The sequence below is a fragment of the Variovorax sp. GW531-E2 genome, from assembly GCF_059423125.1.
Genome location: NZ_JBWKXQ010000014.1, coordinates 75,324 through 87,461, shown reverse-complemented (window position 1 = coordinate 87,461; position 12,138 = coordinate 75,324). Strand labels below are relative to the sequence as shown.

General features: G+C 65.5%; 12 protein-coding genes and 1 tRNA gene. 12 read left to right on the top strand and 1 reads right to left on the bottom strand.

Annotation, left to right across the window (positions count from 1 at the left end; all coding sequences use genetic code 11):
- The first annotated feature begins 22 nt into the window (after positions 1 to 22).
- The 8 genes from infC to AC07XP_RS11445 all read left to right on the top strand — a co-directional run bounded on the left by infC (position 23) and on the right by AC07XP_RS11445 (position 6,066).
- Positions 23 to 646 carry a translation initiation factor IF-3 gene (gene infC, locus AC07XP_RS11480; RefSeq protein WP_082818065.1) on the top strand — a complete coding sequence of 208 codons (624 nt, stop codon included), beginning with the start codon at positions 23 to 25 and terminating at the stop codon, positions 644 to 646.
- A 153-nt stretch (positions 647 to 799) separates the two neighbouring features.
- Positions 800 to 1,003: a 50S ribosomal protein L35 gene (gene rpmI / locus AC07XP_RS11475; RefSeq protein WP_007832497.1), complete on the top strand. Its 204-nt coding sequence runs from the start codon at positions 800 to 802 to the stop codon at positions 1,001 to 1,003.
- 24 nt (positions 1,004 to 1,027) lie between these two features.
- A complete protein-coding gene (gene rplT / locus AC07XP_RS11470) occupies positions 1,028 to 1,387 on the top strand; it encodes a 50S ribosomal protein L20 (RefSeq protein WP_007832499.1) in 360 nt (119 codons plus the stop codon).
- 112 nt (positions 1,388 to 1,499) lie between these two features.
- Positions 1,500 to 2,576, top strand: a complete 1,077-nt coding sequence (gene pheS, locus AC07XP_RS11465) for a phenylalanine--tRNA ligase subunit alpha (protein ID WP_056579739.1) — start codon at positions 1,500 to 1,502, stop codon at positions 2,574 to 2,576.
- 45 nt (positions 2,577 to 2,621) lie between these two features.
- Complete coding sequence (gene pheT, locus AC07XP_RS11460) at positions 2,622 to 5,063, top strand: phenylalanine--tRNA ligase subunit beta (RefSeq protein ID WP_495264725.1); 2,442 nt, start codon at positions 2,622 to 2,624, stop codon at positions 5,061 to 5,063.
- A gap of 2 nt (positions 5,064 to 5,065) precedes the next feature.
- A complete protein-coding gene (locus AC07XP_RS11455; protein WP_095747662.1) occupies positions 5,066 to 5,440 on the top strand; it encodes an integration host factor subunit alpha in 375 nt (124 codons plus the stop codon).
- A 64-nt stretch (positions 5,441 to 5,504) separates the two neighbouring features.
- Positions 5,505 to 5,963, top strand: a complete 459-nt coding sequence (locus tag AC07XP_RS11450) for a MerR family transcriptional regulator (RefSeq protein WP_492727657.1) — start codon at positions 5,505 to 5,507, stop codon at positions 5,961 to 5,963.
- Positions 5,964 to 5,989: 26 nt separating this feature from the next.
- A tRNA-Pro gene (locus AC07XP_RS11445) sits at positions 5,990 to 6,066 on the top strand.
- 362 nt (positions 6,067 to 6,428) lie between these two features.
- Here the strand turns inward: AC07XP_RS11445 and AC07XP_RS11440 are convergent.
- Positions 6,429 to 7,769: a M20 metallopeptidase family protein gene (locus AC07XP_RS11440; RefSeq protein ID WP_495264724.1), complete on the bottom strand. Its 1,341-nt coding sequence runs from the start codon at positions 7,767 to 7,769 to the stop codon at positions 6,429 to 6,431.
- A 237-nt stretch (positions 7,770 to 8,006) separates the two neighbouring features.
- On the opposite strand from AC07XP_RS11440, the gene AC07XP_RS11435 reads away from it, so the two are divergent.
- The 4 genes from AC07XP_RS11435 to AC07XP_RS11420 all read left to right on the top strand — a co-directional run bounded on the left by AC07XP_RS11435 (position 8,007) and on the right by AC07XP_RS11420 (position 12,043).
- Positions 8,007 to 8,966 carry a Bug family tripartite tricarboxylate transporter substrate binding protein gene (locus AC07XP_RS11435; protein ID WP_495264723.1) on the top strand — a complete coding sequence of 320 codons (960 nt, stop codon included), beginning with the start codon at positions 8,007 to 8,009 and terminating at the stop codon, positions 8,964 to 8,966.
- Positions 8,967 to 9,725, top strand: coding sequence for an SDR family NAD(P)-dependent oxidoreductase (locus AC07XP_RS11430; RefSeq protein ID WP_495264722.1), 759 nt, complete (start codon positions 8,967 to 8,969; stop codon positions 9,723 to 9,725).
- Positions 9,726 to 9,833: 108 nt separating this feature from the next.
- Positions 9,834 to 11,027: a CaiB/BaiF CoA transferase family protein gene (locus AC07XP_RS11425; RefSeq protein WP_495264721.1), complete on the top strand. Its 1,194-nt coding sequence runs from the start codon at positions 9,834 to 9,836 to the stop codon at positions 11,025 to 11,027.
- Positions 11,024 to 12,043 (top strand): Bug family tripartite tricarboxylate transporter substrate binding protein, encoded by a 1,020-nt coding sequence (locus AC07XP_RS11420; protein ID WP_495264720.1) that lies wholly within the window; start codon positions 11,024 to 11,026, stop codon positions 12,041 to 12,043. The genes AC07XP_RS11425 and AC07XP_RS11420 overlap by 4 nt, the downstream gene beginning before the upstream one ends.
- Positions 12,044 to 12,138: the final 95 nt, after the last annotated feature.

Here is a 12,138-nt window from a genome sequence, read left to right as displayed (position 1 = left end):
ATTTTGTAGCAAACTTTGAAGGATTCTGACCATCGCTACTGCATTTCGCGACCGCCGCCACCGCGAGGAACGCCAACACCGCCTGAACCGGGAAATCATGGCCCCGGAAGTCCGCCTGGTCGGCCCGGAAAACGAGCCATTGGGTGTCATGAGCCTTTCCGAAGCCTTGCGCCTTGCGGGTGAGGCTGACGTGGATCTGGTGGAGGTCGTTGCTGCGGCCAATCCGCCCGTGTGCCGCCTGATCGAGTACGGAAAGTTCAAGTACCACGAGCAGAAAAAGGCAGCCGAGGCGAAGTCGAAGCAGAAGGTCATCGAGGTCAAGGAAATCAAGTTCCGGCCCGGTACCGACGATGGCGACTACAACATCAAGATGCGCAACATCAGGCGCTTTCTTGAAGAGGGCGACAAATGCAAGATCACGCTGCGCTTCCGCGGCCGCGAGATCACGCACCAGGAGCTCGGTCTGGCACTCTTGCAGCGCATTCGCGACGAGCTGGGCGACACGATCATGGTCGAGCAGTTCCCGAAGCTGGAAGGCCGTCAGATGATCATGATGATCGCTCCGGGCCGCAAGAAGGTTGGCGGCGCGGCGCCGAAGCCGGCAGCAGATGCTGCGCCGGCAGCAGCGCCCACGGCAACCGCCTGAGGCATTTGCAGTAGACGGGTTTTGAAGGGATTTCGCCCTGGCCCGCATTTCGAAAGAAGTGCAGGCGGGGGCGAGATAAAGAAGTGTCTCGGGGCCAACAAGTCCGTGGAGTATCCGCGGCGCCTCACGAGCACAAACTAAAGGAGCATTCACATGCCCAAAATGAAGACCAAGAGCAGCGCGAAAAAACGTTTCCGCGTTCGTCCCGGTGGCACCGTCAAGCGCGGTCAAGCCTTCAAGCGTCACATCTTGACGAAGAAGACCACCAAGAACAAGCGTCACCTGCGTGGTGCAGTCGCAGTGCATGAGACCAACATGGTTTCTGTCGCCGCCATGCTGCCCGGTCGTGGCATTTAACTCAGACGAACAAGGAGTACACACATGCCTCGCGTCAAACGTGGTGTAACGGCTCGCGCCCGCCACAAGAAAGTTCTCGCACTCGCCAAGGGTTTCCGCGGTCGCCGCGGTAATGTCTTCCGCGTCGCCAAACAGGCGGTGATGAAGGCTGGGCAATATGCCTACCGTGACCGCCGTACCAAGAAGCGCGTGTTCCGTCAGCTGTGGATCGCGCGTATCAACGCCGCCTCGCGTGAACTGGGCCTGACCTACAGCCAGTTCGCCAACGGCATCCGCAAGGCCGGTATCGAGATCGACCGCAAGATGCTTGCGGACATCGCCGTGCACGACAAGGCCGCTTTTGCCGGCATCGTGGAGCAGGTCAAGGCCAAGCTGGCTGCTTGATTTTGCACAGCAGGTTGCCGTCTCCGGACGGCTTCTTGCGCCCACGGCTCAAGGGCTGGCGCTTGAAAAGGCTCCAGCTCTTTTTTATTTCCCCTCGAAGATTTTTGTTGCTATGAACGAGTTGGACTCCCTGGTCGACACCGCACGCGCCGCCTTCGCCGAAGCGAAAACGCCCGCAGAGCTCGAAAACGCCAAGGCCCAGTTCCTTGGCAAGTCGGGCCGCATCACCGAGCTGATGAAGGGCATGGCCGCGCTGAGTGTCGAAGAGAAGAAGTCCCGCGGCGCCGCGATCAACGTCGGCAAGCAGGCCATCGAGGCCGCACTGACCGACCGCCGCCAGCAACTCGCCGACGAAGAACTCTCGCTGCAGCTGCGCGCCGAAGCGCTCGACGTGAGCCTGCCCGGTCGCCACCGCGCCGGCGGCGGACTGCACCCCGTGAGCCGCACCCTGGAGCGCATCGAGGAAATCTTCTCGAGCATGGGCTTCGACGTCGCCGACGGCCCCGAGATCGAGAGCGACTGGCACAGCTTCACCTCGCTCAACAACCCGCCGAACCACCCGGCGCGTTCGATGCAGGACACCTTCTACGTCGACCTCAAGGGCGACGACGGCATTCCCTACAACCTGCGTCCGCACACCAGCCCGATGCAGGTGCGCTACGCCCACCAGCACACCAAGAAGTACGCGGCCGAGTTCGCCGCTGCTGCCGCCGACACCACCGGTACCGTGAAGGCGCCCGAGATCCGCGTGATCGCGCCGGGCCGCACCTACCGTGTCGACAGCGACGCCACCCACTCGCCCATGTTCCACCAGTGCGAAGGCCTGTGGCTCGGCGAGAACGTCAGCTTCAAGGACCTGAAGGTCGTCTTCACCGACTTCTGCCGCACCTTCTTCGAGCGCGACGACCTCGTGCTGCGCTTCCGCCCGAGCTTCTTCCCGTTCACCGAGCCGAGCGCCGAGATCGACATCCAGTTCGCGAGCGGCCCGCTGGCCGGCCGCTGGCTCGAAGTCGCCGGCTCGGGCCAGGTGCACCCGAACGTCGTGCGCAACATGGGCCTCGACCCGGAGCGCTACATCGGCTTTGCCTTCGGCATGGGCCCCGACCGGCTCACCATGCTGCGCTACGGCGTGAACGACCTGCGCCTGTTCTTCGACGGCGACCTGCGTTTTCTCTCGCAGTTCCAGTAAGCACGTCCTTTCCACAGATAAAAAAACCAGATCGAGATCGAAGAGATGCAATTCCCGGAATCCTGGCTGCGCGAGTTCTGCAACCCGCCCCTCGACAGCGCCGCACTGGCCGAAACGCTCACCATGGGCGGCTTCGAAGTCGAAGAGCGCCGTCCGGTGGCGCCGCCTTTCACGCGCATCGTGGTCGGCGAAATCAAGGAAGCCGAGCAGCACCCGAATGCCGATCGCCTGCGCGTGTGCCAGGTCGACGTGGGGCAGGGCGCCTTGCTGAACATCGTGTGCGGCGCGCCCAATGCGCGCGTCGGCATCAAGGTGCCGTGCGCCCTCGTCGGCGCCGAACTGCCCCCGGGTGAAGACGGCAAGCCCTTCCTCATCAAGCTGGGCAAGCTGCGCGGCGTCGAGAGCCAGGGCATGCTGTGCTCGGCGCGCGAACTGAAGCTGAGCGAAGACCACGGCGGCCTGCTCGAACTCGACGCCGACGCCCCCATCGGCGCCGACGTGCGCGACGTGCTCAAGCTCGACGACGCGCTGCTCACGCTCAAGCTCACGCCGAACCTGGCGCACGGCCTCAGCGTGTACGGCGTGGCGCGCGAACTCGCCGCACTCACCGGCGCACCGCTGAAGACGCCGGCCATTGCACCCGTGGCCACGTCGTTCTCCGATGTGCTGCCCGTCAAGGTCGAGGCGCCCGACCTGTGCGGCCGCTTCTCAGGCCGCATCGTGCGCGGCGTGAACACCAAGGTCGCCACGCCCGCGTGGATGGTCGAGCGCCTCGCGCGCTGCGGCCAGCGCAGCGTGACGCCGCTGGTCGACATCTCGAACTACGTGATGTTCGAGTACGGCCAGCCCAGCCACATCTTCGACCTCGACAAGATCCACGGCGGCCTCACGGTGCGCTGGGGCAAGGCGGGCGAACAGCTCAAGCTGCTCAACGGCACGACGATCACCGTCGACGAGAAGGTCGGCGTGATCGCCGACGACCGCGAAGTCGAATCGCTCGCCGGCATCATGGGCGGCGACGCCACCTCGGTGACCGACGACACGCGCAACATCTACGTCGAGGCCGCGTTCTGGTGGCCCGAGGCCGTGCAGGGCCGTTCGCGCCGCTTCAACTTCTCGACCGACGCCGGCCACCGCTACGAGCGCGGCGTCGACCCGAGCCGCACCGTGCAGATCATCGAGCGCATCACGCAACTGGTTGTCGATATCTGCGGCGGCGAAGCCGGCAAGATGGACGACCAGACGCTGCGCCTGCCCGAAGCCGCGCCCGTCACGCTGCGCGTGGCTCGCGCCGCGCGCGTCATCGGCATGCCGCTGACGCAGGCGCAATGCGCCGACGCACTCCACCGCCTCGGTTTCGAAATTACCGAAGGCGAAGGCACGCTGACCGTCACGCCGCCGCCGCACCGCTTCGACCTGCTGATCGAGGAAGACCTCATCGAAGAAGTGGCGCGCCTGATCGGCTTCAACAACCTGCCGACGACCGCGCCGCTCGCGCCCATCACCGCCCGCGTGCGGCCCGAGGCGCAGCGCAGCCGCTTCGCGGTGCGTCGCAGCGTGGCAGCGCTGGGTTACCAGGAAACCATCAACTTCAGCTTTGTCGAAGCGCACTGGGAGCAGGACCTGGCGGGCAACGCCAACCCGATCAAGCTGCTGAACCCCATCGCCAGCCAGATGAGCGTGATGCGCTCGTCGCTGCTCGGCTCGCTGCTGCAGGTGCTCAAGTTCAACCTCGACCGCAAGGCACCGCGCGTGCGCGTGTTCGAGCTGGGCCGCGTGTTCCTGCGCGACGACAGCGTCGTCACCACCGACAGCACAGTGCGCGGCGTGAACCAGCCCATGCGCGTGGCCGGCCTGGCTTGGGGCGATGCCGAGGCGTCGCGCTGGGACGGCAAGCCGCAGCGCGTCGACTTCTACGACGTCAAGGGTGATGTCGAAGCGCTGCTCGCGCCGCGTGTGCCAACCTTCGAAGCGGCCGAGCACCCCGCGCTGCACCCCGGCCGTTCGGCCCGTGTGCTGCTCGACGGCCAGGCCGTCGGCTTCATCGGCGAACTGCATCCGCGCTGGCGCCAGAAGTGGGACTTCACCCAGGCGCCCGTGCTGTTCGAACTCGACCTCGACGCCGTCACGGCGCGGCCCGTGCCCGTGGCGCAGCCGGTGCCCAAGCACCAGGCCGTCGAACGTGACATCGCGGTGGTCGTGGCCGAAGCGGTGTCGCATGACGCGCTGATGCAGGCCATCCGCGCGGGCGCGTCCGCCTCGGGCCTGCTGCGCGATGCGACGCTGTTCGACATCTACCGTCCGCAGCCCCTGCGCGAAGGCGCCGTGGCGGCGCCAGGTGCGCTGGCACCGGGCGAGAAGAGCATGGCCGTGCGCCTGACCTTCCAGAGCGATGCCGCCACGCTGACGGACGAGCAGGTCGAACCCGCTGTCCGTGCAATCGTCGAACAACTGGGCGCCACCCTGGGCGGCCGCTTGAGAGGATGAAGATGAACGCCGCCGAATTCACGCTCGAAGCCCTCGAAACGCCGGCGCTCACCAAGGCGCACTTGGCCGACCTGCTGTTCGAGCAGATCGGCCTGAACAAGCGTGAGTCGAAGGACATGGTGGAGGCGTTCTTCGAGCTCGTCGCCAGCAGCCTGATCGAAGGCACGGACGTGAAGATCTCGGGCTTCGGCAACTTCCAGATCCGCGTGAAGGCGCCGCGTCCCGGACGCAACCCGCGCACCGGCGAAGCCATTCCGATCGGCGAGCGCCGCGTGGCCACCTTCCATGCGAGCGCCAAGCTCAAGGAGCAGATCCAGGGCAGCGTCGAGCCGCAGGGCGGCACTTCCGAAGTCGAGTGGAGCCTGGGCGCGGAATAGTGCTTGGTGCTGTGCGGCCGCGTAGAGTAATCTATGAGGTTTCCCGCGCACAGTCTTGATTTCAATGGAGAAAACGCTCCCGCCGATTCCCGTCAAACGCTACTTCACCATCGGTGAGGTCGGCGAGCTCTGCGGCGTGAAGCCGCACGTGCTGCGCTATTGGGAGCAGGAGTTCACCCAGCTGCGCCCGATGAAGCGGCGCGGCAACCGCCGCTACTACCAGCACCACGAAGTGCTGATGATCCGCCGCATCCGCGACCTGCTCTACGACCAGGGCTTCACCATCAGCGGTGCGCGCAACAAGCTGCAGGAACTCACGCAAGGCGAGCGCGACCGCCGCAAGGCGGGCGAAGTGCCGCTCGAAGGCCTGGAGGCCATCGAGATCGGCCAGGAGGAATTCGACGCCGCCGTGCACGAAGAACCGAGGCCCTCGGCGGCCGCACAGAGCGTCGATCTGTCGCAGTTGTTGCACCTTCGCCGCGAACTCTTTGAAATTCGTGAGCTTCTGACTGTCGGACACTGAATTTAGCCCGCTATAATCGAGAGCTTCGGTGTGTGGCGCAGCCTGGTAGCGCACTTGCATGGGGTGCAAGGGGTCGAAGGTTCGAATCCTTTCACACCGACCAAAATTGACAGGGGTTAGCAGCGTAGTAGTTGCTAACCCCTTCGTCATTTCTGCTGCCCATGCACCTAGAGGTCTCCTCAATCGTGACGCTTCGACCTCGCCGAGAGGTCAGCACGGCCGCCAGAGCGCGAAGACGTTTCCCAAGGAAATGGACCGGCCACTGGGGCTAGGCTAATGGCCCGGCGCTCGCTCGGCGAATCGGAGTGGCGCCAACAGAAACACACATCAAGCCGCTGCTCACTTGAGCGGCGGCTTTTTCTTTATGCATCCAGTGGAGGCGCGTTTCTGGATGCGCAAATCCTTCAGCGAGTTGTGGGCGAAGTTCCAAGGGCATGTGCCGCGCGGCTTGCACCATCCGATTCATCAGGGCGTGCCTGTCCTTGCACGTGTCATTTGCGCCAGGGTCGCACTGGTCAAGGCTCTCACCCCGATGCGCATCGCGGACTCATCGACGGTGAACAGCGGCGAATGATTGGTCGGGCCGGCCCGATCGGGGTACGGCGAGGCGTTCAAAATCCAGAACACCACCGGAACGCCCGTGCCGCCGAAGGCGCCAAAGTCTTCCGATCCCATTGACGGCAAGATCTCCGCGACCTTGTCTTTTCCTGCTGCAGCCTTCAATGCATCGACGAGCGCCAGCGTGGTCGGCGCATCGTTGACAAGCACGCCGTAGCCCCCACCGGTATCGATGCGGACACTGGCCTTGACGCCGTAGCTGGCCGCGATGTGTTCGGCTTTCATGCGAATCTGCTCGTGGGCGACCTTCTGGTTCTGCGCGGACAGCGCGCGTACCGTGCCCGAGAGTTCTGCGGTCTCGGGCAGGATGTTGAAGCGGTTGCCACTTTGCAGCATGCCTACCGTCACCACGGTGGCGCCTCCATCGATCGTCGGGTTGGTGCGGTGGCTGACGATGTTCTGCAAGCCCAGGGCAATTTCCGCCGCCGCCAACATGGGAGAGTTGGCCGCCCATGGCGCGGCACCGTGCCCACCAGCCCCGTTGAGCTTGATGTTGAACACGTCGATGCTGGCCAGCATGGCACCAGGTCGATAGGAGATGGAGCCCTTGGGCGCCTGTGCGCCGATGTGCTGGCCCAACACGACATCGACCTTGGGATTGTCCAGAACGCCGGCCTTGACCATTGCCAGCGCGCCGCTGGGGTTTTCGGCGCCGGGGCCGATCTCTTCGGCTGGTTGGAACAGGAAGACCACCGTGCCGGGCAGATCCTCTCGCATGGCCGAAAGGGCTTGAGCCGCGCCCAGCAACATGGCTACGTGTGTGTCGTGGCCGCAGACATGCGACACCGAAACTTCCTGGCCACGCCACAGGGCCTTGGCCGTTGAACGGAACGGTAGGTCGTTGCGCTCCTCGACAGGCAGGGCGTCCATGTCGGCGCGCAACGCAACCACCGGGCCGGGCTTGCCGCCACGCAGTACGGCCTTGATGCCGGTCTTGGCGATGCCGGTCTGGACTTCGACACCTGGGATCTTGCCCAATGCGGCAGCAATGTACTTGGCCGTCTCGACTTCTGCGTACGCAAGTTCTGGATGCTGATGGAGATGGCGACGCCACGCGATGACGTCGGGCTCGGCTGCATCGGACAAGGCGAGCGCGCGCTCGAGCAGGGGCTGCGGCGTCGCCGCGCAAGCGGTGGCCATTTGCATGGCGATTGCCGCTGCACACAGGAATGGTTTCAGGACGTTCACGATGTCGCTTTTCCTTCTGATGGATGTGAGGTTGTGAAATCTTGCGAAGATGAAGCTGCGTTTCGTCTCCGTGCAGCGCCGGTAGCCTCCTCCGAGGGCGGTTCACTGTAGGTGGACACCTCTCGGACGTTCCTCCCGAAACTACAAAGCACCTTTTCATCCCTTGATGCATGCCGCCGAGCCCGCGCTCCTAAACTGAGGAAAGCCATCTCGGCACCCCATTCAGGAGACATCGCCATGCAAACCCGGAAGCGCCTCGGCGGCTTTCTGCTCGGCCTCGTTCTCGCCGTCGGCGCGGCGCAGGCCCAGCAACCCCTTCGCATCGTCGTGCCCTTTGCGGCCGGCGGCGGCACCGACCAGTACGCGCGGCTGCTGGCCGCCGAGCTGACCCGGCGCGGCACCCAGACCATCGTCGACAACAAGCCAGGCGCCAGTGGCATCTTGGCAGCCGACAACGTCGCGCGCTCCAAGCCCGATGGCACCACCGTGCTCATGAGCTCGCTGAGCATTCTGGCCAGCAACACCGTGATGTACGACAAGCTGCCCTACGACCCGGTAAAGAGCTTCGCGCCCGTCACGCAGATCGCCTACCAGCCGACCATCATCGTGGGGCGCTCGGACCTGCCCTACAAGAACATCAAGGAAATGGTGGCCTATGCCAAGGCCCATCCGGACAAGATCAACCGCGGGTCGCCGGGCGCCTCCATCCTGACCAACCTGGCGCCGCTGGCCTTCGAGGGCATGGCCGGCATTCGCACGACGCACATTCCGTTCAATGGCGATTCGCCCGGCTTGCAGGCGCTGCTGGGCAGCCAGATCGACATCCAGGGGACCTCCATCACCGGCCCGTTGCAGCACATCAAGGCGGGCAAGATGCGTGTGCTGGGCGTCATGGACGCCAAGCGCCTGCCTCAGGTGCCCGATGCGCCCACGTTCAAGGAGCAGGGCTACGACATCGAGGCACTGCTGTGGTACGCGCTGTCCGCGCCAGCCGCCACGCCCACGGACACCATCGACAAGCTCAATCGCGCCGTCAACCAGGTGCTGGTCGATCCGGACTTCATCGCGCGTTCCCAGGCGATCGGCATGGAGCCGCGAGGCGGCACGCCGCAGGCGCTGGCCGCCTATGTGAAGGCCGAGACCGAGCGCTGGGTTCCATTGCTTCAGCGCCTGGATCTGCCCAAGCAGGGGCATTGAATGCGTCCGTCGTTCGATGACACGGTGGCCCTGGTCAGCGGGGCGAGCCAGGGCATCGGCTTCGCCATTGCGACCCGCCTGCTGGAGGCCGGCTGTCGCGTCGCGTTGACCGACATCGACGCCGACAAAACGCGTGAGGCCGCCGCGCGCACGGGCCATGCGGCGGACCGCGTGCGCCCGTACGCGCTGGACGTGCGCGACGCCGCGCAATGCGAGGCCGTGGTCGTCGACCTGCAGCAAGCCTGGGGCCCTGTGGGCGTGCTCGTGAACAACGCGGGCGTCGGCGGCCGCAGCGCGGCGTTCGAGGCGCAGTCGCTCTCGGACGACATCGACCACGTGATGGCGGTGAACGTCAAGGGCGTGCTCAACCTCACCGTGGCCTGCACCGAAGGCCTGCGCAAGACGCGGGGCGCCATCGTCAATGTGGCGTCCATCACCTCGCTCGTCGCGACCTCGGCCCACATGGCCTATGGCGCCTCGAAAGGGGCGGTCGGCCAGCTCACGAAATTTCTCGCGCGCGACTTCGGACCGCATGGCGTGCGCGTGAATGCCGTCGCCCCCGGACTGGTCATGACGCCGATGACCGCCCACATCGCGGGTGACGCCGAGCGTCACGAGCGGATGGTGCGCCGCACGTTTCTGCGTCGCGTGGGCGATCCGCAGGACATCGCGGGCCCCGTGGTGTTCCTGGCCTCGGAGCAGGCGCGCTACGTCACCGGAACCATCCTGCCGGTCGACGGCGGCTACACCGCCAACTGATGAAGGCCGCGCGGCTGCGCCGTGCGCGGTCGTCCGGCGATCGCCTGGGTGAACAGGCGAACCGCATCGAAGACAAGACCAGAGAACCATCGAATGAACCCAACTTTCATGCAACCCCTTGCCGGCGTGCGCGTGCTGGACCTGTCCCGCGTCATGGCCGGCCCCCTGTGCGGCATGGCGCTGGCCGACCTGGGCGCCGACGTGATCAAGGTCGAACATCCTGAACGCGGCGACGACACGCGCGACTGGGGCGTGCGCATTGGCAGCCACAACACGTCCTACTTCAACAGCTGCAACCGCAACAAGCGCTCCATCTGCGTGGACCTGCAGGACGAGGAGGGCCAGGACATCGTGCGCAAACTTGCCGCGCAGAGCGACGTGGTCATCCAGAACTTCAAGTACGGCGGGGCGCAGAAGATGGGCCTGGGTTACGAAGACCTGCGCAAGTTCAACCCGAAGCTCATCTACTGCTCGATCTCGGGCTACTCGGTGCTCAGCCAGGAAAAAGCGCGGCCGGGCTACGACCTCGTGATCCAGGGCGAGACGGGCCTGATGGCCATGAACGGCGAAGAAGGCCAGGGCCCGCTGAAGTTCGGCATTGCCGCGGTCGACATGTTCACCGGCATGTACTCGGCCCAGGCCATCCTGGCCGTGCTCTACGAACGCACGCGCACCGGCGAGGGCCGCCACATCCAGATGTCGCTGTACGACAGCGGGATGATGATCACCTCGTACTACGGGCTCACCGCCTGGCTCAACAAGGGCGACCCCGCCAAGTTCGGCAACTCGCACCCGTCGATCGTGCCCTACGGCGTGTTCGAGGCAGCGGACGGCCCGGTGGTGATCGCGGTCGGCAACAACGGCCAGTTCAGGAAGTTCTGCGACGAAGTGATTTTTTGCCCCGAGCTGCCGGTCGATCCGAAGTTCGCCACCAACACCGAACGCTCGAAGCACCGGCACGAGTTGCTGCCGCTGCTGCTCGCGAAGATCGGGCAGTTCTCGCGCGCCGATCTCATCGCACGCATGAACACGGCGGGCATTCCCTGCGGCGAGGTGCTCGGCCTGTACGACGCGCTGCAGTCCGACCGCACGGCGCAGACACAGGTCTGGCACCGCTTCGAAGACACGCAGGCGGGGCCGCAGGCCGTGCACGCGCCGCCCTACATCATCGACGGCGCACGCGCGGGCGTGCGCCACCACCCGCCGCACCTGGGGGAGCACACGGCCGAAGTGCTGCGTGAGCTGCTCGACATGGGCGACGGCCAACTTGAATCCCTGAGCCAAAGAAGCGTCATCAAATGAACGAACACCTCACGCGAGAAACCGAACCCGCCGCCCCGCGCCGGCTCCTGCTGAAGTCGTGCCTCGCGGCCGGCGCAGCGCCCTGGCTGGCGTCGCTGTCCGCCGGCGCCAACGCGGCGAGTCGCTGGCCCGAAAAAACCGTTCGCATGGTCGTGGCCTTTCCGGCCGGCGGCCCGACCGATGCGACCGCGCGCCTGGTCGCGCAGAAGCTGACCGGCGCGCTCGGCCAGCCCGTCATCGTGGACAACCGTCCCGGCGCCTCGGGGTCCATCGGCACCACGTCGCTGATCAAGTCGGCGCCCGACGGCTACACGGTGTCGATGTTCGGCATGCCCGCGCTGGTGGCACCGATCGTCTACAGGAACAACCAGTACGACGTGCGCAAGGATTTCACCTGCGTGGCATCGGTCTACGACTTGCCGCTGGTCTTGATGATCAACCCGCTGGTGCTGCCGGGCGTGAACGATCTCAAGGGCTTCATCGCGGCCGCCAAGGCGCAGCCGGTCAACTATTCCACCGCGGGGTCGGGCAGCATCGGCCACCTGGCGATGGAGCAGCTCAAGGACATGGGCGGCTTTCCCATGCAGCACGTGGGCTACAAGGGCAGTGCGCCGGCCATCACTGACCTGCTGGGTGGGCAGATCGGCGCCATGTTCGTCGACCTGGTCGCGGCCATGCCGCACATCCGCAGCGGACGCCTTAAGGCGCTGGCGCTCGGCTCCGCCGATGCCCGGGCCTTCCTGCCCGAGGTGCTGTCCATCGCGCAGCAGGGTTTTGCCGGCTTCAACGTGAGCAGCTGGAGCGGCCTGATCGTGCCCAACGGCACGCCGGCCGGCGTGGTGACCCGGCTCGACTCGGAACTGCGCCGCATCCTGGCCGAAGCGGACACGAAGCGCGGGCTCGAGAACATCGGCGCGCTCAGCGCCTACCAGCCGCCGGAAGTCATGAAGCGGCGAATGGCCAGCGAGTTCGAGCGCTGGAACAAGGTGGCGTCGGAGAAGGACATCTCGATCTGATTTGGGGTTGGCACCCTCGGGTGCCGACGCCATCGCAGCAACGCCCCGGAACCCGAAGCCCTTCGAGGCTTGAGTTCCGGGGCGTTGTGCATGGG

Bases quoted from the DNA above. Each gene is read 5' to 3' on its own strand.
- pheS (WP_056579739.1), top strand. From the start codon at position 1,500: ATGAACGAGTTGGACTCCCTGGTCGACACCGCACGCGCCGCCTTCGCC.
- AC07XP_RS11450 (WP_492727657.1), top strand. From the start codon at position 5,505: ATGGAGAAAACGCTCCCGCCGATTCCCGTCAAACGCTACTTCACCATC.
- rpmI (WP_007832497.1), top strand. From the start codon at position 800: ATGCCCAAAATGAAGACCAAGAGCAGCGCGAAAAAACGTTTCCGCGTT.
- AC07XP_RS11430 (WP_495264722.1), top strand. From the start codon at position 8,967: ATGCGTCCGTCGTTCGATGACACGGTGGCCCTGGTCAGCGGGGCGAGC.
- pheT (WP_495264725.1), top strand. From the start codon at position 2,622: ATGCAATTCCCGGAATCCTGGCTGCGCGAGTTCTGCAACCCGCCCCTC.
- AC07XP_RS11435 (WP_495264723.1), top strand. From the start codon at position 8,007: ATGCAAACCCGGAAGCGCCTCGGCGGCTTTCTGCTCGGCCTCGTTCTC.
- AC07XP_RS11425 (WP_495264721.1), top strand. From the start codon at position 9,834: ATGCAACCCCTTGCCGGCGTGCGCGTGCTGGACCTGTCCCGCGTCATG.
- AC07XP_RS11420 (WP_495264720.1), top strand. From the start codon at position 11,024: ATGAACGAACACCTCACGCGAGAAACCGAACCCGCCGCCCCGCGCCGG.
- AC07XP_RS11455 (WP_095747662.1), top strand. From the start codon at position 5,066: ATGAACGCCGCCGAATTCACGCTCGAAGCCCTCGAAACGCCGGCGCTC.
- rplT (WP_007832499.1), top strand. From the start codon at position 1,028: ATGCCTCGCGTCAAACGTGGTGTAACGGCTCGCGCCCGCCACAAGAAA.